Genomic DNA, 19,697 nt, shown 5'->3' with positions numbered 1-19,697 from the left:
CGGGGTGCCCGCCGCTCAGAACGCGCTGACGATTCCGAAGAGCGCGAGGCTGAAGGCGAAGCCGACGAGGCCGAGGATCGTCTGCCCGACCGTCCACGTCTTCAGGGTCGTCTTCGTATCCATCCCGAAGAAGCGGGAGACGAGCCAGAAGCCCGAGTCGTTGACGTGGCTGGCGACGACGGAGCCTGCGGCGAGCGAGAGGACGATCGCGACGACCTGGAGCTCCGAGAAGTCCGGGCTGCCGACGACGATCGGCTGGAGGAGTGCGGCCGCGGTCGTCAGCGCCACGGTCGCCGACCCCTGGGCGACGCGGACGATCGCGGCGATGACGAAGCCGGCGACGATGACCGGCAGGCCGAGGGCGGCAAGCGTGTCGGCGATCGAGTCGCCGATCCCGCTCGCGCGCAGCACCCCGCCGAACATGCCGCCGGCACCGGTGATGAGGACGATCGAGCACACGGGTCCGAGCGCGGAGTCGACGACGGTGTCGACGAGCGAACGGCTCTTGTGCTGGCGCCACCCGAGCAGCCACATCGCCGTGAGCACGGTGATGAGCAGGGCGATCGGCGTCTCACCGAGCATCCGCAGCACCGTGACCGGCGTCGATTCCGGATCGACCCAGCCGGCTTCGGCGGCGAAGCCGAGCCCAGTGTTGAAGGAGATGAGGACGAGCGGAAGGGCGAGGAGGACGATGACGGTGCCCAGCCTCGGCGTGGAGCGGAAGTCGGAGAACTCATCTGAGCGTCCGGAGAGGATCGTCGGGACGGGCACGTCGATGCGCCTGCCGATGACGAGGCCGAAGAGGTAGCCGCACAGATACCAGGAGGGCACGGCGATGAGGAGCCCGCAGAGGAGGACGAGGCCGACGTTGGCCCCGAGCAGGCCGGAGGCGGCGACCGGTCCGGGATGGGGTGGGACGAAGATGTGCATCGCCGAGAACGCGATCGCCGCAGGGAAGGCATAGAGGAGCAGGGAGCCGCCGAGGCGGCGGGCGACGGTGAAGATGATCGGGAGCATGACGACGAGGCCGGCGTCGAAGAAGATCGGGAACCCGAAGAGCAGGGACGTCACCCCGAGCGCGAGCGGTGCCCGCTTCTCACCGAAGACCCTGATGAGACGGTCGGTGAGCACTTCGGCTCCGCCGGAGAGCTCGAGGAGGCGACCGAGCATGGCGCCGAGGCCCACGAGGAGGGCGACGCTGGCCAGGGTCGAGCCGAAGCCGTCGTAGAGGACGTCGACGAGGTCGGCCGGGCGGATGCCCGCCGCAAGCGCGGTGAGGACGCTGACGACGACGAGGGCGATGAAGGCGTGGAGGCGCAGACGGATGATGAGGACGAGGAGGAGCCCGATCGCTGCGGCGGCGATGCCGAGGAGGGCGGGTGCGGGAAGGGTCCAGGCCAGGTCGATCTCGGTCATGCGTCCTCGTCGTCGAGGGTCGGACTCGGGCGTGTCAGCGCCGCGAAATGGTGGGGGAGGCGGTCGACGATGGTCCGGCACACCTCGGTGAGCGGCTGCTCGATCGAAACGATCATGTGCGCCTCATCCGGCTCGAGGGGTTCGAGAGTGGCGAGCTGGGACTGAAGCAGCGTCGGCGACATGAATTCGTGGGACCGCTTGGCCAGGTGCTCGGTGATGACCGAGGCCGGACCGTCGAGGTGGATGAAGAACGTCGACGGAGCCGTGGCTCGCAGGAGGTCCCGGTACGAGCGCTTGAGCGCCGAACAGGCGACGAGCGGGGGCGGGGTGCGGGCGAGTTCGACGGCGATCGACCGCAGCCAGGGGATCCGGTCGGCATCGTTCAGCGGGATGCCCGCGTGCATCTTCGCCTTGTTCGCCGGAGAATGGAGATCATCGCCGTCGATGAAGGCCACCTTGAGCAGGGCGGCCACCTGGCGGCCCGCCGCCGTCTTGCCGGTCCCGGACACTCCCATGATGACCAACGGTGGGAGGGAATGGGGCAGGTCCATGAGAACCTCTCGAAAACATATGATGATATTGATATGCTCTGCAGAATAAAACAGAGTTATTGAACCGTATGGGACACTCGAGCGAGTGTCAACAGCTCGGGACGATGACGCCCTGTCCGGATGGAGGGACTGCTGATGAACGCCGATGTCGCTGTGATCGGGACCGGAGTGATGGGCTCGAACCTCGCCCGCAACCTCGCCCGGCAGCCTGAGACCCGCGTGGCGATCTACGACCTCGACGTCGACCGCGCCCGCGCGGTGGCCGCAGCCCACCCCGAGGCCGGATTCCTCGTCGCCGAGACCCCGGCCGCGCTCGCACAGATGCTCTCAACCCCGCGGGTGGCGATCCTCATGGTCAATGCCGGACCCGCCACGGACGCGGCGATCGCCGACATCGCAGCGGTGTTCGAACCCGGAGACATCATCGTCGACGGCGGCAACTCCCTCTTCACCGACACCATCGTCCGAGGTGAGCAGCTCGAAGGCACCGGAATCGAGTTCGTCGGGGTCGGCATCTCCGGCGGCGAGGTGGGCGCGCTGCTCGGGCCGTCGATGATGGTCGGCGGCTCCGAGGCGGCGTGGCAGCGCCTCCGTCCCCTGCTCACTCCGATCGCCGCCCGTGCCGAGGTCGCCGGCCTCGAGGCGCCCGTGCCGTGCGTCGCCCACATCGGCACCGACGGTGCCGGGCACTTTGCGAAGATGGTCCACAACGGCATCGAGTACGCGGACATGCAGCTCATCGCCGAGGCGTGCCGGATCCTGCGCGACGACCTCGGGCTCAGCCCCGCCGCGATCTCCGCGGTGCTCACGGAATGGAACGCCGGCGAACTCGAGTCCTACCTCATCGAGGTCACCGCCGAGGTCCTCGCCCACACCGATGCGGCCACCGGACTGCCCTTCGTCGACATCGTCGCCGACGCCGCCGGGGCGAAGGGGACGGGGGCATGGACGGCGAAGGTCGGCCTCGACCTCGGGGTGCCCGTGCCGACGATCGCCGAGGCGGTCTTCGCCCGGTCCCTGTCCCAGGCCGGTGCCCTGCGCGCCCTCGGCGCAGACATCCCCGGTCCCGTCGGGAACACCGAGCCCCTGTCCACGGGGGACCGGAACGCTGCCGGCGGGCCGACGGGGGAGCGGGCCGCTGCCGACGGGGACGACCCCGTCGCTCCCGACCGCCTCGGCGAGCGGATCGAAACGGTTCGGCAGGCGCTCTTCGCGGGCAAGATCCTCGCCTACGTCCAGGGCTTCGACGAGATCGCGGCCGGGGCACAGGCGTACGGGTGGGACGTCGACCTCGGCGAGCTCGCCTCGATCTGGAGGGCCGGGTGCATCATCCGGGCCCGCGTCCTCGACCGGATCGTCGCCGCCTACGATCGGCAGGAGGGGCTCGGCTCGCTTCTGGCCGACGATGAGCTGCGCGCCGAAGTCGGTCAGGCTCAGGGGGCGCTGCGCTCGGCCGTCGGGGCAGCGATCGGGCAGGGGATCCCGGTGCCCGCGCTCTCTTCGGCGCTTGCCTACCTCGACGGGATCCGCGCTCCGCGGGCGACGGCGGCGATCATCCAGGCGCAGCGGGACTTCTTCGGCTCCCACACCTACGGCCGCGTCGACCGACCGGGGATCTTCCACACGCTGTGGTCGGGCGACCGGAGCGAAGTCGAACTCTGAGCGCCGCAACGGTTCGGTGGCCCCGGGCCTGCGAACATGGCACTGTGGGACTATGACTGAGACCACGCTGCCCCACGACGACATCGACCCCGACGGCCTCCTCGAGTACTCGGTGGTCTTCACCGACCGCTCCCTCAACCACATGTCCGCACGGTTCGTCTCCGTCATGCAGGAGATCAACCGGATTCTGCGCACCGCCTACGACGCCGATGCAGCGGCCATCGTCCCCGGCGGCGGCACCTATGCGATGGAGTCCGTGGCGCGACAGATCGCGACGGGGAAGAAGTGCCTCATCCTCCGCAACGGGCTCTTCTCGTACCGCTGGTCGCAGATCCTCGATGCCGGATCGATCGCAGACGAGACCGTCGTCCTCCCCGCCGTCCCCGACTCCGACGACGCGCAGGCGGCATGGTCGCCCGCCCCCATCGCCGAGGTCGTCTCAGCGATCGAACGCGAACGCCCCGCCGTCGTCTTCGCCCCCCACGTCGAGACGGCCTCGGGCATGCTCCTGCCCGATGAGTACTTCCGGGCGGTCGCCGAGGCGGTCCATGCGGTGGGCGGCGTCTTCGTCCTCGACTGCATCGCCTCGGGCGCGGTGTGGGTGTCGATGCGCGACCTCGGCGTCGACGTCCTCATCAGCGCCCCGCAGAAGGGGTGGAGCGGCTCACCGTGCGCCGGCTACGTCATGCTCAGCAAGGGCGGTCGTGCCGCGGTCGACGTGGGCACCTCGACGAGCTTCGCACTCGATCTCAAGAAGTGGCTGTTCATCGCCGACGAGTACGAGGCCGGTCGCGCGCCCTACCATGCGACGATGCCCACCGATGCGCTCGCCCACAACGCCGCGCTCATGCGCGAGACCGAGGAGCGCGGCTTCGACAAGCTCGAGGCCGCGCAGTTCGAACTCGGCGAGCGGGTCCGCGCGGTCCTCGCCGCCCGGGAGCTTCCCTCGGTCGCCGCTGCCGGGTACCAGGCGCCGAGCGTCGTCGTCGTCCATACGAGGAACCCACAGCTGGCCAACGGGGCGGCTTTCAAGGAGGTCGGTGTCCAGGTCGCGGCGGGAGTGCCGCTGCACACCGGTGAGCAGGAGGGCTTCACGACGTTCCGGATCGGGCTCTTCGGCCTCGACAAGCTCGGTGACATCGATGGCACCGTCGCCCGCCTCGAGAAGGCCCTCGACGAGGTCGACGTCGTCTGACACTCGTCGGGCCGCGGCCCTTGCGCGCGGTGGACGCGACACCGAAACGAGTCGGCATCGCAACTGATCAGTGTCCGCCCGATCGCTCTGTTCGCGAACCGACCGATCGGGCGGAAACCGACTCAAACCCGTGCGGGCCGCCGACTATGCGCGGTCGCCGAGGGCGACGACGTTCTCGGCGAGGCGCTCGTTGTCTCCGTACATGAAGTGGTTGCTCATGTTCTCCGAGAACCGGCTCGCTTCCGTGGTGAGGCCGACCGCCTCGGCGACCTCGCGGATGTGCATCGGGGTGGCACCGCAGCACACGCCGAGGTAGTTGACCCCGAGGTCGTACGCCTCCTTCGCGAACGCGCCGATCTCGTACCGGTTGGTCTGGAGCGGGTCGAGCGCGGTGGGGAACGTGCGACCGTGCGGGGAGGGCACGGCGGCGTTCGGATCCGAGAGATTGAAGAAGGTCGGCTCCTCCTCGGTGGTCCGGTAGGGGATCGGCAGGGCGCCGACGTGACAGGACACGGCCTGCCGGATCTGCTTCAGCCACGGCAGCATCGTCGCAGGACCCCGGAAGCAGTTGAGGCCGACGACGTCGACGCCTGACTGCTCGAGGCGCTGGGCGGTCTCGACGATGCCGACGCCGTCGGCCATCTCCTGGAACGCCATCGGAGCGAGCGTGAGGACGACGGGCAGGCCCGAGGCCTTCGCGATCTCCGCGGCGGCCAGCGCCTCACCGGCGAAGTAGAAGGTCTCGCCGATGATGAGGTCGGCGCCCTCGTCGACGGCCCAGTCGACCATCTCGGAGAACATTCCGCGGACCTCGTTCTGCTTCTCCTCGCTGGCCGGGTCCCAGATGTTCGAGTTCGAGATGTTGCCGGCCACGAGGTTGCCGGGCTTCTGGTCCGCGACGCTGCGGGCGATCTGCAGGGCTGCGCGGTTGAGCGGCTCGAGGAGGTCCTCCTTGCCGATGACGCGCATCTTCTCGCGGTGGCCGTTGTAGGTGAAGGCTTCGACGATGTCGGAGCCGGCCCGCTGGAAGTCGACGTGGAGGCTGCGCAGGGCCTCGGGGTATTCGAGCGCGACCTCGGGCACGAATTCTCCCGCGGAGAGGTATCCGCGCTTCTCGAGTTCGAAGAGGAATCCTTCTGCGCAGATCACCGGCCCGGCGTCGAGGCGCTGGGTGAGTGCGTTGGACTGTGACATGTGTTCTCCCGATAGTGCCGAGGTGGGCCGGCGGGCCCCGCGACAGTGGATCCCGATAACAGGGCATCGTCGCGTTGAGGACCCCGCCAGCTCATCACAGTGCCCGTCGCTGTCTGCCGCGGGCCGTCACAGAAGGTCACGACGCTGTCACATGTCGTCACGTTGGTCGCTGCTCGCCGAGGCGTCTCAGCGCTTCGCCGCCCACTCGACGAGGAGTGCGGTGCCGAGGAGGCCGACGACCCAGACGAACCCGAACACGAGGGCGAGCAGCGGAATGACGACGATGCCGTAGGGGATCGGCAGCCACGGTCCGACTCCGGCGACAACCGCGGCCCCGAGGAGCCCGAGGGCCGCAAGGGTTCGGAGCACGAAGCCGGCGACGGGGGCCGAGGCCGGGCGGCGGAGCGTGGAGACGAGGAGCATGACGCCGATGGCCGCGAGCACGAGGGCGGGAAGGAAGAGGGTGACGATCGCGGCGCTCATGTGGGGCTCCGAGTGCTCCGTCCCGCGCAGGTCACGCACAGCGCGGCATAGGGTCTGGCGTCGAGACGCGCCTCGGCGATCTCTCCACCGCACTCGGTGCAGATTCCGAATGTGCCCGCGTCGAGGCGGTTGAAGGCTGCGGCGATCTCGTCGAGCCGCTGAGCGGCCTGATCGCGCATCGCAGCGGCCTGGGACCGTTCGAAGGCGATCGTCGTTCCTTCGGGATCGTGCTCGTCGTCGCTGTTGTCACCCTCCCGGGCGGCCGAGATCCCGTCGATCGAGGCGCTCAAGGCGACGATGAGCGCACGGGTCTCCACGTCCTCCTCGCGGAGCCGCTCGCGCCATCGGTCACCGGTCATGCACGTGACCCTAGTCCCGCCAGGGCGATGGCACCACCCCTGTCGGCGGCTACGCCTCGAGGGCCTCGGTCATCTCGAGCCAGCGCTCCTCGAGGGCTGCGGTCTCGTCTTCGAGCTCGCGCACCTGGGCGGTGAGCGACGCGAGCCCTTCGAAGTCGGACTGGTCGTGGGCGGCCATCTCCGCGTGGAGGGCGTCGACCCGGGTGCTCAGCTTCTCCATCTTCCGCTCGATCGCCGAGACCTCCTTCGTCGCGGCCCGCCGTTCGGCCCCGCTGAGCGTGGGTGCCGTGGAGTCGGATCCCCCCGCCGAGGCGGCCCCCGCCTCACCGGTGCCGCCGGCTGGTCCGCCGGCCGACCCACCCGTGCCGGCCCCGGCCGCGCGCAGCCGCAGGTACTCGTCGACCCCGCCGGGCACGTGCCGCAGCCGGTGGTCGAGGATCGCGTACTGCTGATCGGTGACGCGCTCGAGCAGGTACCGGTCGTGGGAGACGACGATGAGGGTGCCCGGCCACGAGTCGAGGAGGTCCTCCATCGCGGCGAGCATGTCGGAGTCGACGTCGTTCGTCGGCTCGTCGAGGATGATGACATTGGGTTCGGACATGAGCAGAAGGAGGAGCTGCAGCCGCCGCTTCTGCCCACCGGAGAGGTCGTTGACCCGTGCCGAGAGGTGCTCGCGCGCGAAGCCGAGGCGTTCGAGCAGCTGAGCCGGCGTGAAGTCCCTGCCTTCGATCGTGAAGGTCGTCTTCGCCTCGGCGAGGACGTCGCGCACCCGACGACCCCCGATCTCGGCGAGGTCCTTGAACTGCTGGTCGAGGACGCCGACCTCGACGGTCTTGCCCCGCTTGACCCGACCGGTACTCGGCTCGAGGGTTCCGGCGATGAGGCCGAGCAGGGTCGATTTTCCGGCGCCGTTGGGTCCGAGGATGCCGGTGCGCTCGCCGGGACCGATGCGCCATGTGACGTCGTCGAGGATCTTCCTGTCCCCGAAGCTCACGGACACGTCGAGGAGGTCGACGACGTCCTTGCCGAGGCGGGCGGTGGCCATCTTCTTCAGTTCGATGGGGTTGCGCACCTCGGGGACGTCGGCGATGAGCTGGTTGGCCGCCTCGATGCGGAACTTCGGCTTCGACGTCCGGGCCGGGGCACCGCGGCGCAGCCACGCGAGCTCCTTGCGCATGAGGTTCTGACGCTTCGCCTCGGTGGCGGCGGCGATCCGGTCGCGTTCGACGCGCTGGAGGACGTAGGCGGCGTACCCGCCCTCGAAGGGCTCGACGATGCGGTCGTGGACCTCCCACGTCTTCGTGCACACCTCGTCGAGGAACCAGCGGTCGTGGGTGACCAGCAGGAGGGCACCGGAGTTCTTCGGCCAGCGGTTCTGCAGATGCCGGGCCAGCCACGCGATGCCGTCGACGTCGAGGTGGTTGGTCGGCTCGTCGAGGATGATGAGGTCCCAGTCCTCGACGAGGAGCGCGGCGAGCGCGACGCGGCGGCGCTGCCCGCCGGAGAGGCTGCCGATCGGCGCCTGCCAGTCGAGGTCGGAGATGAGGCCCGCGATGATGTCGCGGACCCTCGCATCGCCTGCCCACTCGTAGTCGGGCCGGTCCCCGACGACGGAGTGGCCCACGGTCGCCGTGTCCTCGAGGTCGTCGCGCTGCGTGAGCATCCCCAGGCGCAGGCCTCCGCGGTAGGTCACGCGTCCCGCGTCAGGGGTGATGGTGCCGGCGAGCATCCCGAGCAGGCTCGACTTTCCGTCGCCGTTGCGGCCGACGATGCCGATCATGTCCCCGGTGTCGACGCCGAGGGTCACGGAGTCGAAGACGATGCGGGTCGGGTATTCGAGGTGCAGGGCTTCGGCCCCGAGAAGATGTGCCATAACAGAGTCAAGGGTAGAGCACGGCGGACGCCACATTGCGTTTTCATATCGGTGTCGGACATCCGGATGGTAGACGCGCGTGAGACAAGGCTCACGTGCATTAGACTGGCCGAAAACTCACCGAAGTGTGACCGATCACCCAGTGGTTTCACATCTTCGTGACGAGTCGGCCGGTGGTCCTCCACCGTCGCCGGTGTCGGTTCTTCGAGAAAAGAGTAAACCTTGAAAAAGCTCGCATCTGCGGTCTCCATGGTCGCCGTATCCGCCCTTGCCCTCTCCGCCTGCGGTTCCGGCGACAGCGGCACGAACGCCGAGGACTACCTCGCCTGCATGGTCTCCGACTCCGGCGGCTGGGACGACCAGTCGTTCAACCAGTCGGGACGTGCGGGTCTGACGAAGGCCGTGGAGACCCTCGGCATCCAGGAGAAGCTCGCGGAGTCGCAGGGCGACGCGGACTTCACCCCAAATGTCGACAACATGGTCCAGCAGGGCTGCAACCTCACCTTCGGCGTCGGCTTCCTCCTCGAGGATGCGATCCAGTCCGCCGCCGAGGCCAACCCCGACCTCAACTTCGCGCTCATCGACTCGACGTTCTCCGACGCCGACGGCAACCCCGTCACCCTGGAGAACGCCAAGCCGCTTGTCTTCAACACCGCCGAGGCGGCCTACCTCGCCGGCTATGTCGCGGCGGCCACGTCGAAGTCCGGCAAGGTCGGCACCTTCGGCGGCATCCAGATCCCCTCGGTCACCGTCTTCATGGACGGCTTCGCCGACGGGGTGAAGAAGTTCAACGACGACAACGGCAAGAACGTCGAACTCCTCGGCTGGGACAAGGCCAAGCAGGAGGGCTCGTTCTCCGGCGACTTCGAGAACCAGGGCCAGGGCCAGGAGCTGACGAAGCAGCTCATCTCCCAGGGCGCCGACATCGTCATGCCCGTCGCCGGCCCCGTCGGCCTCGGTGCCGCGGCAGCCGCGAAGGAAGCCGGCGACGTCAAGCTCATCTGGGTCGACACCGACGGCTACGAGTCGACGGAGTACGGCGACATCATCCTCACCTCGGTGGTAAAGGAGATCGCCAACGCCGTCGAGGACACCGTCAAGGAGGGCACCGAGGACAAGTTCACCTCCGAGCCCTACGTCGGCACCCTCGAGAACGAAGGCGTGGGACTCGCTCCGTACCACGACTTCGACAAGGAGGTCCCCGAGGACGTGAAGACGAAGGTCGACGAGCTCAAGCAGCAGATCATCGACGGCACCATCAAGGTCGAGTCGGAGAACTCGCCTAAGTGATCAGCGGGGTAAACTGCAGGGTCGAAGTCTTTCGGCCCTGCAGTTTTCAAGTGTGTGAGGAGAGCGTCGAGCAGTGAAACTCGAGCTTCGCGGGATGACGAAGGTGTTCGGATCGTTCGTCGCCAACGACCACATCGACCTCACGGTCGAACCGGGCGAGATCCACGCCATTCTCGGTGAGAACGGCGCCGGCAAGTCGACGATGATGAACGTCCTCTACGGTCTCTACGACCCCGATGGGGGAGAGATCCTCATCGACGACAAGCCGGTGACCTTCGCCGGACCCGGTGACGCCGTGGCCGCGGGCATCGGCATGGTCCACCAGCACTTCATGCTCGTGCCCGTGTTCACCGTCGCCGAATCCGTGGCGCTCGGCTACGAACCGACGAAGAGCCTCGGCATCATCGACCTCGCCGAGGCGCGGGCGAAGGTCAGGGAGATCTCCTCCCGGTTCGGGTTCGACATCGACCCCGACTCCCTCATCGAGGACCTCCCCGTCGGTGCGCAGCAGCGAGTCGAGATCATCAAGGCTCTCTCCCGGGACGCGGAGATCCTCATCCTCGACGAGCCCACCGCCGTGCTCACCCCGCAGGAGACCGACGAGCTCATCTCGATCATGCGCCAGCTCAAGGAGCAGGGCACCTCGATCGTCTTCATCACCCACAAGCTGCGCGAGGTCCGCGCGATCGCCGATTCGATCACGGTCATCCGGCGCGGGAAGATCGTCGGCGAGGCGTCGCCGGAGTCCACCGAGGCGGAGCTCGCCAGCCAGATGGTCGGCCGCGAGGTGTCCCTGACGACGCAGAAGACCCCTGCCGCACCCGGGGACGCGACGTTCCAGGTGCGCGGGCTCACCGTCGTCGACAAGGCCGAGAACGTCGTCGTCGACGACGTCAGCTTCGACGTCCGCCGCGGCGAGATCCTCGCGATCGCCGGCGTCCAGGGCAACGGGCAGACCGAGCTCGCCGAGACGATCATCGGGCTCACCGAACCGCGCCTGGGCACGATCACCCTTGACGGGAAGGACCTCGTCGGCGCCAGCGTCAAGGACCGGCTGGGCACCGGCATCGGCTTCGTCCCCGAAGACCGCTCGACCGACGGCATCATCGCCGAGTTCGCGATCCGCGAGAACATGATCCTCGACGTCTACGACCGTCCCCCGTACGCGAAGGGCCTCAACCTCCGGCCCTCCGTCATCACCGCCGAGGCGAAGAAGAAGGTCGACGAGTTCGACATCCGCCTCGGCAGCGTCGCCGACCCCATCGCCACGCTCTCGGGCGGCAACCAGCAGAAGGTCGTCCTCTCCCGCGAACTCGGACGCGAGCTGCGCCTCTTCATCGCCAGCCAGCCCACCCGCGGCCTCGACGTCGGATCGATCGAGTTCGTCCACAAGCGCGTCATCGCCGAACGCGACACCGGCACCCCGTGCATCATCGTCTCGACCGAACTCGACGAGGTCTACGGACTCGCCGACCGGATCGCCGTGATGTACTCCGGGCGCATCGTCGGCATCGTCGGACCCGAGACCTCCCGGGAGGCGCTGGGCCTGATGATGGCCGGTGTCCCCGCCGAGGAGGCCATGTCGTCAGCGGGCACGGGCACTGCCGACCCTGCCGCCTCGACGACGACCCCAGACTCAGCCACCACCTCGGCGGAGGAGACCGAATGACGACTGACATTTCCCCGGCCGCGCCCTCCCCGGCCCCGCCGCCGACCGCCGAGGCGAAGCCGGGCAGGCAGCAGACGCTCCTCCAGGAGATCCTCTCGGGATCGTGGCTCGTCTCCCTGCTCGCGATCGTCCTCGCCCTCCTCGTCGGCGGCGTCCTCATCGCCGTCGCCAACGCCGAGGTCGTCGCCGCCGCGAAGAACATCCTCTCCGCCCCCGGAGCCTTCTTCTCCACGGTCTTCTCCACCGTCGGCGACGCGTACTCCGCGCTCTTCCGCGGGGCCGTCTTCGACTGGAACGCCCGCACCCCTGAGCGCGCGATCCGCCCGCTCACCGAATCCCTCGTCAGCGCCACCCCGCTCATCCTCACCGGCCTCGGCATCGCGCTCGCGTTCCGCTCGGGACTGTTCAACATCGGCGGCCAGGGCCAGGTCATCCTCGGTGCCACGGTCGCCGGCTTCCTCGGCTACGCACTGCCGCTGCCGCCCGTCGTCCACATGCTCGTCGCCGCTCTCGGCGGCATCATCGGCGGTGCGATCTGGGCGGGCATCGCCGGCGTCCTCAAGGCGAAGACCGGGGCGAATGAGGTGATCGTGACGATCATGCTCAACTCGATCGCCGGCTACCTGCTCGGCTACCTGCTCAAGCAGTCGTGGTTCACGCACACCCAGTCGGCGAACCCGCAGTCGCGCGCGATCGACGAATCCGCGCAGATGTTCCTCCTTCTGCCCCCGCCCTTCCGCCTCCACTTCGGGTTCATCCTCGCGATCCTCGCGACGATCTTCGTGTGGTGGCTGCTCGAGCGCTCGACCATCGGATTCGAGTTCAAGGCCGTGGGTGCGAACCCCCACGCCGCGCGCACAGCGGGCATCTCCGTGGCGAAGGTGACGGTCCTCGTCATGGTCATCGCCGGTGGCCTCGCCGGCCTCGGCGGTGCCGCACAGGTGCTCGGGACCGAGGACAAGCTCACCGGCGGCATCGCCGGGTCGATCGGCTTCGATGCGATCACCGTGGCCCTGCTCGGCCGGTCGAAGCCCTTGGGCACGTTCTTCGCCGGACTCCTCTTCGGCGCGTTCAAGGCCGGCGGATACCTCATGCAGTCGCAGACGGGCACGCCGATCGACATCGTCCTCGTCGTCCAGTCCGTCATCGTCCTGCTCATCGCGGCCCCGCCGCTCGTGAGGTCGATCTTCCACCTGCCTGCGCCGGTGCTCAAGCGGAAGGAGTCCTGAGATGAGCGCACAGACTCTTGACACCCCGACCGGGGCCCCGACGAAGGTGCTCGCGCCGATCGCATGGAAGTACCCGATCGTCTACTCCGTCCTCGCGCTCATCGCGCTCATCTTCTTCGGCATCATCGGCCGGGCCGGTGAGACGACGTTCCGGATCGCCTCGAGCGGTGACTTCTTCGCGATCCCCGACCTCGTCATCCCCTCGAAGGTCGCAGGTCTCGTCCTCTCGCTCGTCCTCGTCGCCATGGCTGCTGTCGCCGTGTGGTTCGCGGTGGGGCGCCGTCACCTCGACTCGTGGTTCCCGATGACCTTCGGCGTCGTCTTCGTCCTCGCGTTCCTGGCGTGGGCCGGAGGCGGCAGCGGCGGCGTCATCCCCATGACCACGCTGCTCGCCGGAGCACTGGCGCTGTCCGTGCCGCTCATCTTCGGCGCGATGTGCGGTCTCATCGGTGAGCGCTCGGGCATCATCAACATCGCCATCGAGGGCCAGCTTCTCGCCGGGGCGTTCCTCGCCGCGGTCGTCGCCTCGGTCGTGAAGAATCCGTATGCGGGACTCATCGCCGCACCCATCGCCGGTGCGCTCGTCGCCGTCGTGCTCACGTTCTTCGCTGTGAAGTACTGGGTCAATCAGATCATCATCGGCGTCGTCCTCAACGTCCTCGTCGTCGGCCTCACGAGCTTCCTCTACTCGACGGTGCTCACGGAGAACCCGGAGCTGTGGAACGCGCGGCAGAAGCTGCCGAACCTGCCGATCCCGCTGCTCTCGGACATCCCGATCCTCGGACGGGTGCTCTTCGACCAGAACATCCTCGTCTACATCATGTACGTCGTCGTCATCGCCCTCCAGATCTTCGTCTTCCGGTCGAAGTGGGGTCTGCGGATGCGTGCGGTCGGCGAACACCCGAAGGCCGCGGACACCGTGGGCATCAAGGTCAACTACACGCGCGTGCGCAACACGATCATGGCCGGAGCCATCGCCGGTCTCGGCGGTGCCTTCTTCACGATCGGCTCGGGCCTGGCCTTCGGCAAGGAGATGTCGGCAGGGCAGGGCTACATCGCCCTGGCCGCGATGATCCTCGGGAAATGGAACCCCAAGGGCGCGCTCTTCGCGGCCCTGCTCTTCGGGTTCTCGAAGAGCCTCGGCAACACACTGCAGTCGATCGGCACGCCCGTGCCCAACGAACTGCTGCTCATGCTGCCCTACATCGTCACGATCCTCGCCGTCGCCGGATTCGTCGGTCGGGTTCGCCCGCCGGCGGCCGAAGGCGTGCCGTACGTGAAGTCGTGATGATGGAGATGTGAGAGCCTGAACGCGACGAGGAGAGCGGAGGACAGCCATGATGTCTGAGCCGACGACCGGAGACGGTCCGATGTGGAGCGAACCCGAGCGGCGCGTCGAGGTCGCTGACCTCACCGAGGACACGTGGGACCTCCTGCGCGCCTCGGCGGTGGCGGCGATGGAGAAGGCCTACGCACCGTATTCGGCCTACCCGGTGGGGGCCTCCGCGCTCGTCGATGACGGTCGGATCGTCAGCGGCTGCAACATCGAGAACGCCTCGTACGGGGTGACCCTGTGCGCGGAGTGCTCGCTCGTCTCCGACCTCCTCATGACCGGGGGCGGACGCCTCGTGGCCTTCGACTGCGTCGACGGTCAGGGCAGGACGCTCGTCCCCTGCGGGCGCTGCCGACAGCTGCTCTTCGAGCACGGCGGGCCCGACCTCGTCCTCAACATGCCGGCAGGTCGGGAGACGATGGCCGTCGTCCTCCCCGACGCCTTCGGCCCGGACAACCTCGGCGAGCACATCGGCCGACACGCGAGCGACGCAGGCGGCGCTGCCGGGGACAGCCCTGCCGGGGACGGAGGCGACGACGCTGCCGGGGACGACGGCACGGCCGACAGCCTCGGCGAGCACAATCACCCGAAGCACTGACGCACCACCTTCTCACCGCCACCCGCATTCCCACCGACACCACCTTTCCCACCGACGACCGGAGGACCACGTGACCGTAGAGGCATTCGACGCCGTCGACGTCATCGCGACCAAACGCGATGGGAAGCCGTTGCCGAAGGACCAGATCGACTGGGTCATCGACGCGTACACGCGCGGCGTCGTCGCCGACGAGCAGATGGCGGCGCTGGCCATGGCGATCTTCCTCAACGACATGGGACCCGAGGAGATCGCGCACTGGACCCAGGCGATGATCGCCTCGGGCGAGCGGATGGACTTCTCCTCGCTGTCGCGCACGACCTCGGACAAGCATTCGACGGGTGGGGTCGGGGACAAGATCACCCTGCCGCTCGCCCCGCTCGTCGCCGTCTTCGACGTCGCCGTCCCGCAGCTCTCCGGCCGCGGTCTTGGGCACACGGGCGGCACCCTTGACAAGCTCGAAGCGATCCCCGGCTGGCAGGCCGGACTGAGCAACGAGGAGATCCTCACCCAGCTCGAGGACATCGGCGCCGTCATCTGCGCCGCGGGCTCCGGGCTCGCTCCGGCGGACAAGAAGCTCTACGCCCTGCGGGACACGACCGCGACCGTCGACTGCATCCCGCTCATCGCCTCGTCGATCATGTCGAAGAAGATCGCCGAGGGCACCGCGGGCCTCGTCCTCGACGTCAAGGTCGGCTCCGGGGCGTTCATGAAGGACCTCGAGAAGGCGCGTCGGCTCGCCCGGACGATGGTCGACCTCGGGAAGGCCGCGGGAGTGGAGACCTCCGCGCTGCTCACCGACATGTCGACGCCGCTCGGCCTGACAGTCGGCAACGCCCTCGAGGTGCGCGAGTCCGTCGAGGTCCTCGCCGGCGGGGGACCCTCCGACGTCGTCGACCTCACCGTGGCGCTCGCCGAGGAGATGCTGCGCCTGGCGGGCAAGACCGATGTCGACGTCCGCGCGGCGCTCAACGACGGCCGGGCGATGGACAAGTGGACGGCGATGATCCGCGCTCAGCACGGTGACCCCGAGGCCCCGCTGCCGGTGGCCAAGGACACCGAGGTCGTCTTCGCCCCCGAGTCCGGGGTGCTCACCAAACTCGACGCGCTCTCCGTCGGGGTCGCCTCGTGGCGCCTCGGCGCCGGTCGCGCCCGGAAGGAGGACCCGGTGCAGGCCGTCGCCGGCATCGAACTCCACGCGAAGCCCGGGGACACCGTCGCCGCCGGCGACCCGCTGCTCACCCTGCACACCGACACTCCGGAGCGCTTCGAACGGGCGCTCGAGTCCCTCGTCGGCGCCTACGAGATCGGGGGAGACACCGACTCCGTCGCCGACTCGATCGTCCTCGAGACGATCACGTAGACCCAGACCGAGACCAGCCCACGACACCGCAGACGAACACCTGCACCCACTTCTGGAGGACACCATGACCAGCCGCACCGACGTCGCGACAATCATCGACCACACCCTGCTCAAGCCCGAGGCGACTCCGGCCGACGTCGACGCCCTCGTCGCCGAGGCGAAGGAACTGGGCGTGCTCGCCGTGTGCGTCTCCCCGTCGATGCTGCCGCTGAGGGAGACCGGTGACCTCGTCGTCGCCACCGTCGTCGGATTCCCCTCAGGCCAGGTCAAGCCGGAGATCAAGGCCGCTGAGACCGAGCGCGCCGTCGCCGACGGAGCCGACGAGGTCGACATGGTCATTAACATCGGGCAGGCGATCGCCGGGGACTATGACGCCGTCGAGGCCGACATCCGCGGAGTCGTCGAGGCCAGCGTCGATGCGCTCGTCAAGGTGATCATCGAGTCGGCAGCCCTGACCGATGAGCAGATCGTCGAGGTCTGCGCTCGCGCCGAGGCGGCCGGAGCCGACTTCGTCAAGACCTCGACCGGCTTCCACCCGGCAGGGGGAGCGAGCGCCCACGCCGTCGCCCTCATGCGCGAGACCGTCGGCGACCGCCTCGGCGTCAAGGCCTCCGGCGGCATCCGCACCGTCGAAGCCGCCGAGGAGATGATCGCCGCTGGTGCCTCGCGTCTCGGCCTCTCCGGTGCGGCTGCGATCCTCGAGGGGCTCAGCGACTGAGGGCCGCCGGCACGGTGAACCCGCACGGACACGGTCCATGCGCCGTGTCCACCGTGCTTCGGCTCAGAGGCCGAAGTAGGCCTTGAGCTCCGCGGAGATCGTCGACAGCCGTTCGCGCAGCGCCGGACCCAGGGCCGCACTCGCCGAGGAGGTCCCGGCCGAGAGACCGGCGGCGGAGAGGGCACGGTCGTCTTCTGCCCGGGCCGCCTCGGCGAGCTCCGGAGTCCCGACGACCTCGAGGTAGCACTTGAGTTTGGGCTCTGTGCCCGAGGGCCGGACGATGACCCGGGAATCCGACTCCGAGAGCAGGAGGATGCCGTCGGTCGGCGGCAGGCCGTCGAAACCGCTCGAGAGGTCGTGGACCGCGACGACGGGGGAGCCGGCCAACATCGCCGGCGGGTTCTCCCGCAGCTTCGCCATCGCCGCGGCGATGAGCGAGACGTCGTCGAGGCGGAAGCTCAGCGGAGCCGTCGCGTAGTACCCGTCGCGGGAGCGGATCCGGTCGAGTTCGGCCTCGATCGACGAGCCCTCCTGCTTGAGACGGGAGGCGAGAGCGGCGAACGTCACGGCTGCGGAGATGCCGTCCTTGTCGCGGACGACGCTCGGATCGACGCAGTAGCCGAGCGCCTCCTCGTAGCCGAAGACGAGCCCGGGCACGCGGGAGATCCACTTGAAGCCGGTGAGCGTCTGCACGGCGGAGAACCCGTGAGCGCGCACGGCGGCGGCGAGTCCGCGGGAGGAGACGATCGAGTTCGCGAAGACGGGGGTCGTCTGCGACTCCGGCGCGGGCGGGATGGAGGTCGGTGCTTCGGCCGCCAGGCGGGCGGCGATGTCCTCGCCGAGGAGGAGTCCCACCTCGTCGCCGGTCAGCTGCCGGAACCCAGTCGGTGCCGTCGCGTCGGGGATCGCCGCGGAGAACCGGTCCGCATCGGGGTCGTTGGCGATGATGAGGTCGGCGCCGATCTCCTGGGCCAGAGCGTACGACTCGTCGAGCGCACCGGCCTCCTCCGGGTTGGGGAAGGTCACGGTCGGGAAGTCGGGGTCTGGGGCCTGCTGACTCGACACCGGGTGGACGTCGGAGAACCCGGTGAGGGCGAGGGCCGCCTCGGCGACTCCGGCACCGACACCGTGGAGGGAGGTGAGGACGATCCGCAGGTCGGCGCTCGAGCGGACCCCGAGGGCTTCGATGGACTCGAGGTAGGAGTCGACGATCGAGGAGTCGAGGAGCTCCCACCCGGATTCGGCGCGCGGGACCGAGGCGACGGAGGGCACCTCGGCGATCCTCTCCGCGATGAGCGCATCTGCGGGTGGGACGATCTGGGCTCCGGCACCCGCCCGGGCGGTCGCGGCGTCGGGCTCGATCGCGAGCAGCGGACGCTGCCCGAGATAGACCTTGTAGCCGTTGTCCGCGGGCGGATTGTGGCTGGCGGTGACCATGACCGCGGCGTCGGCCCGTAAGTGGGTGAGGGCGAACGCAGTGAGCGGGGTCGGCAGCTGCTCGGGCAGCTGGATGGCCACACCACCGGCGGCGGTGACGACGGCGGCGGTGTCCCGGGCGAAGTCGGCCGATTTGTAGCGGGCATCGCAGCCGATGACGACGCGGAAGCCCGGTCCCACGGTCTCGGCGAGGAACGCCGAGAGGCCGGCGGCGGCGCGGATGACGACCGAACGGTTCATCCGGTTCGGCCCGGCGGCGATCTCCCCGCGCAGTCCCGCGGTGCCGAAGACGAGGGGACCTGAGAACCGGTCCTCGAGGTCGGCGAGCGCCGCCGCATCCCCGGCCTCCGCCTCGGCGAGGATGCTCGTCAGTGACGTCGCGGTCTCCTCATCGGGGTCATCGGCGATCCAGGCGCGGACGGTCTCGGCGTCGAATCCCTGCGTGAAGCGGTCGGCGACGCGTTCGGTCGAGGCACTCATGTCTCAGAGCTTTCCGACGATGTCGGCGAGCAGCCGGGAGATCCGCGGAGCGGCAGCGGCACCGGCCTCGATGACCTCGGCGTGGGAGAGCGGGGTCTCCTGGATGCCGGCGGCGAGGTTCGTCACGAGCGAGATGCCCATGAGCTCGAGTCCTGCCTGACGTGCGGCGATGGCCTCGAGCGTCGTCGACATGCCGACGAGGTCGGCGCCGAGGATCCCGGCCATGCGCACCTCGGCGGGCGTCTCGTAGTGGGGGCCGGAGAACTGGGCGTAGACACCCTCATCGAGGGTGGGGTCGATCTCCTTGGCGATGCCGCGCATGCGCGGGGAGTAGAGGTCGGTGAGGTCGACGAAGTTCGCGCCCTCGATGGGGGAGGTGCCGGTGAGGTTGATGTGGTCGGAGATGAGGACCGGGGTGCCGGGTTTCCAGTTCCGGTTGAGTCCGCCGCAGCCGTTGGTGAGGACAAGGCTCTGGCAGCCGGCGGCTGCGGCTGTGCGCACCCCGTGGGCGACGGCGCGGACACCCTTGCCCTCGTAGTAATGGGTGCGCGAGCCGAGGACGAGAGCGTACTTCCCGCTCGATTCGATCCGGACCGTCCGCAGGGTCGCGCCGTGTCCGGCGACGGCCGGGGCGTGGAAGCCGGGGACTTCGGCGGCGGGGATCTCACTGACCGTTTCGCCGAGCAGCTCGGCTGCTCCACCCCATCCGGATCCGAGGACGAGGGCGATGTCGTGGGAGTCGATCCCGGCGGCGGAGTTGATGGTCGTGGCCGCTGCCTGTGCGGCGGCGGTAGGATCGCTTAAGTCAGTCATGACGCCAAGATTATCAACATCTGACATGCCGCTAGGA

Annotated in this window: 16 protein-coding genes and 1 pseudogene; 9 read left to right on the top strand and 8 right to left on the bottom strand. The window is 68.8% G+C overall.

Annotated elements, in window-relative coordinates:
* Positions 1 to 15: 15 nt before the first annotated feature.
* Positions 16 to 1,416, bottom strand: a complete 1,401-nt coding sequence (locus tag AC0VYB_RS13650; protein WP_009376070.1) for a GntP family permease — start codon at positions 1,414 to 1,416, stop codon at positions 16 to 18.
* Positions 1,413 to 1,967 (bottom strand): gluconokinase, encoded by a 555-nt coding sequence (locus tag AC0VYB_RS13645; protein WP_040341214.1) that lies wholly within the window; start codon positions 1,965 to 1,967, stop codon positions 1,413 to 1,415. The genes AC0VYB_RS13650 and AC0VYB_RS13645 overlap by 4 nt, the downstream gene beginning before the upstream one ends.
* A 135-nt stretch (positions 1,968 to 2,102) precedes the next feature.
* Between AC0VYB_RS13645 and gndA the strand changes: the two genes are divergently transcribed.
* A complete protein-coding gene (gndA, locus tag AC0VYB_RS13640; RefSeq protein ID WP_100227382.1) occupies positions 2,103 to 3,629 on the top strand; it encodes an NADP-dependent phosphogluconate dehydrogenase in 1,527 nt (508 codons plus the stop codon).
* Between the two features lie 52 nt (positions 3,630 to 3,681).
* Complete coding sequence (locus AC0VYB_RS13635) at positions 3,682 to 4,824, top strand: aminotransferase class V-fold PLP-dependent enzyme (RefSeq protein ID WP_119296713.1); 1,143 nt, start codon at positions 3,682 to 3,684, stop codon at positions 4,822 to 4,824.
* A 144-nt stretch (positions 4,825 to 4,968) separates the two neighbouring features.
* Here the strand turns inward: AC0VYB_RS13635 and AC0VYB_RS13630 are convergent, their stop codons facing one another.
* The 4 genes from AC0VYB_RS13630 to AC0VYB_RS13615 all read right to left on the bottom strand — a co-directional run bounded on the left by AC0VYB_RS13630 (position 4,969) and on the right by AC0VYB_RS13615 (position 8,733).
* The gene (locus AC0VYB_RS13630) at positions 4,969 to 6,018 is read right to left on the bottom strand and encodes a homocysteine S-methyltransferase family protein (RefSeq protein ID WP_063249315.1); all 1,050 of its coding nucleotides are present in this window, start codon (positions 6,016 to 6,018) and stop codon (positions 4,969 to 4,971) included.
* Between the two features lie 186 nt (positions 6,019 to 6,204).
* On the bottom strand, positions 6,205 to 6,501 hold the full coding sequence (locus AC0VYB_RS13625) for a hypothetical protein (protein WP_119296712.1): 297 nt from the start codon (positions 6,499 to 6,501) through the stop codon (positions 6,205 to 6,207).
* Positions 6,498 to 6,860, bottom strand: a complete 363-nt coding sequence (locus AC0VYB_RS13620; RefSeq protein ID WP_119296711.1) for a TraR/DksA family transcriptional regulator — start codon at positions 6,858 to 6,860, stop codon at positions 6,498 to 6,500. The genes AC0VYB_RS13625 and AC0VYB_RS13620 overlap by 4 nt, the downstream gene beginning before the upstream one ends.
* Before the next feature lie 49 nt (positions 6,861 to 6,909).
* Positions 6,910 to 8,733, bottom strand: a complete 1,824-nt coding sequence (locus tag AC0VYB_RS13615) for an ABC-F family ATP-binding cassette domain-containing protein (protein WP_259800900.1) — start codon at positions 8,731 to 8,733, stop codon at positions 6,910 to 6,912.
* 222 nt (positions 8,734 to 8,955) lie between these two features.
* On the opposite strand from AC0VYB_RS13615, the gene AC0VYB_RS13610 reads away from it, so the two are divergent.
* The 7 genes and pseudogenes from AC0VYB_RS13610 (at position 8,956) to deoC (ending at position 16,930) form a co-directional block, all read left to right on the top strand.
* Positions 8,956 to 10,023 carry a BMP family lipoprotein gene (locus tag AC0VYB_RS13610; RefSeq protein ID WP_223289936.1) on the top strand — a complete coding sequence of 356 codons (1,068 nt, stop codon included), beginning with the start codon at positions 8,956 to 8,958 and terminating at the stop codon, positions 10,021 to 10,023.
* 73 nt (positions 10,024 to 10,096) lie between these two features.
* Positions 10,097 to 11,692: an ABC transporter ATP-binding protein gene (locus AC0VYB_RS13605; RefSeq protein ID WP_119297041.1), complete on the top strand. Its 1,596-nt coding sequence runs from the start codon at positions 10,097 to 10,099 to the stop codon at positions 11,690 to 11,692.
* Positions 11,689 to 12,921 (top strand): ABC transporter permease, encoded by a 1,233-nt coding sequence (locus AC0VYB_RS13600; RefSeq protein ID WP_009376054.1) that lies wholly within the window; start codon positions 11,689 to 11,691, stop codon positions 12,919 to 12,921. The genes AC0VYB_RS13605 and AC0VYB_RS13600 overlap by 4 nt, the downstream gene beginning before the upstream one ends.
* Position 12,922: 1 nt before the next feature.
* Positions 12,923 to 14,209 (top strand): ABC transporter permease, encoded by a 1,287-nt coding sequence (locus AC0VYB_RS13595; RefSeq protein WP_009376052.1) that lies wholly within the window; start codon positions 12,923 to 12,925, stop codon positions 14,207 to 14,209.
* A gap of 82 nt (positions 14,210 to 14,291) precedes the next feature.
* Positions 14,292 to 14,714: pseudogene (locus AC0VYB_RS13590) on the top strand (cytidine deaminase); the annotation flags it as partial.
* Between the two features lie 208 nt (positions 14,715 to 14,922).
* Positions 14,923 to 16,212, top strand: a complete 1,290-nt coding sequence (locus tag AC0VYB_RS13585; RefSeq protein ID WP_009376049.1) for a thymidine phosphorylase — start codon at positions 14,923 to 14,925, stop codon at positions 16,210 to 16,212.
* A gap of 64 nt (positions 16,213 to 16,276) precedes the next feature.
* A complete protein-coding gene (deoC, locus tag AC0VYB_RS13580) occupies positions 16,277 to 16,930 on the top strand; it encodes a deoxyribose-phosphate aldolase (RefSeq protein ID WP_101624714.1) in 654 nt (217 codons plus the stop codon).
* A 63-nt stretch (positions 16,931 to 16,993) separates the two neighbouring features.
* Here the strand turns inward: deoC and AC0VYB_RS13575 are convergent, their stop codons facing one another.
* Both AC0VYB_RS13575 and AC0VYB_RS13570 read right to left on the bottom strand, forming a co-directional pair.
* On the bottom strand, positions 16,994 to 18,847 hold the full coding sequence (locus tag AC0VYB_RS13575) for a phospho-sugar mutase (protein WP_366231708.1): 1,854 nt from the start codon (positions 18,845 to 18,847) through the stop codon (positions 16,994 to 16,996).
* 3 nt (positions 18,848 to 18,850) lie between these two features.
* A complete protein-coding gene (locus tag AC0VYB_RS13570) occupies positions 18,851 to 19,660 on the bottom strand; it encodes a purine-nucleoside phosphorylase (protein WP_009376037.1) in 810 nt (269 codons plus the stop codon).
* Between the last annotated feature and the right edge of the window lie 37 nt (positions 19,661 to 19,697).

This window comes from Brevibacterium sp. Z349TD_9 (assembly GCF_056173565.1).
This window is presented reverse-complemented; position numbering and strand designations above follow the sequence as displayed.

Bases quoted from the DNA above. Each gene is read 5' to 3' on its own strand.
- AC0VYB_RS13650 (WP_009376070.1), bottom strand. From the start codon at position 1,416: ATGACCGAGATCGACCTGGCCTGGACCCTTCCCGCACCCGCCCTCCTC.
- AC0VYB_RS13645 (WP_040341214.1), bottom strand. From the start codon at position 1,967: ATGGACCTGCCCCATTCCCTCCCACCGTTGGTCATCATGGGAGTGTCC.
- gndA (WP_100227382.1), top strand. From the start codon at position 2,103: ATGAACGCCGATGTCGCTGTGATCGGGACCGGAGTGATGGGCTCGAAC.
- AC0VYB_RS13635 (WP_119296713.1), top strand. From the start codon at position 3,682: ATGACTGAGACCACGCTGCCCCACGACGACATCGACCCCGACGGCCTC.
- AC0VYB_RS13630 (WP_063249315.1), bottom strand. From the start codon at position 6,018: ATGTCACAGTCCAACGCACTCACCCAGCGCCTCGACGCCGGGCCGGTG.
- AC0VYB_RS13625 (WP_119296712.1), bottom strand. From the start codon at position 6,501: ATGAGCGCCGCGATCGTCACCCTCTTCCTTCCCGCCCTCGTGCTCGCG.
- AC0VYB_RS13620 (WP_119296711.1), bottom strand. From the start codon at position 6,860: ATGACCGGTGACCGATGGCGCGAGCGGCTCCGCGAGGAGGACGTGGAG.
- AC0VYB_RS13615 (WP_259800900.1), bottom strand. From the start codon at position 8,733: ATGGCACATCTTCTCGGGGCCGAAGCCCTGCACCTCGAATACCCGACC.
- AC0VYB_RS13600 (WP_009376054.1), top strand. From the start codon at position 11,689: ATGACGACTGACATTTCCCCGGCCGCGCCCTCCCCGGCCCCGCCGCCG.
- AC0VYB_RS13595 (WP_009376052.1), top strand. From the start codon at position 12,923: ATGAGCGCACAGACTCTTGACACCCCGACCGGGGCCCCGACGAAGGTG.
- deoC (WP_101624714.1), top strand. From the start codon at position 16,277: ATGACCAGCCGCACCGACGTCGCGACAATCATCGACCACACCCTGCTC.
- AC0VYB_RS13575 (WP_366231708.1), bottom strand. From the start codon at position 18,847: ATGAGTGCCTCGACCGAACGCGTCGCCGACCGCTTCACGCAGGGATTC.
- AC0VYB_RS13570 (WP_009376037.1), bottom strand. From the start codon at position 19,660: ATGACTGACTTAAGCGATCCTACCGCCGCCGCACAGGCAGCGGCCACG.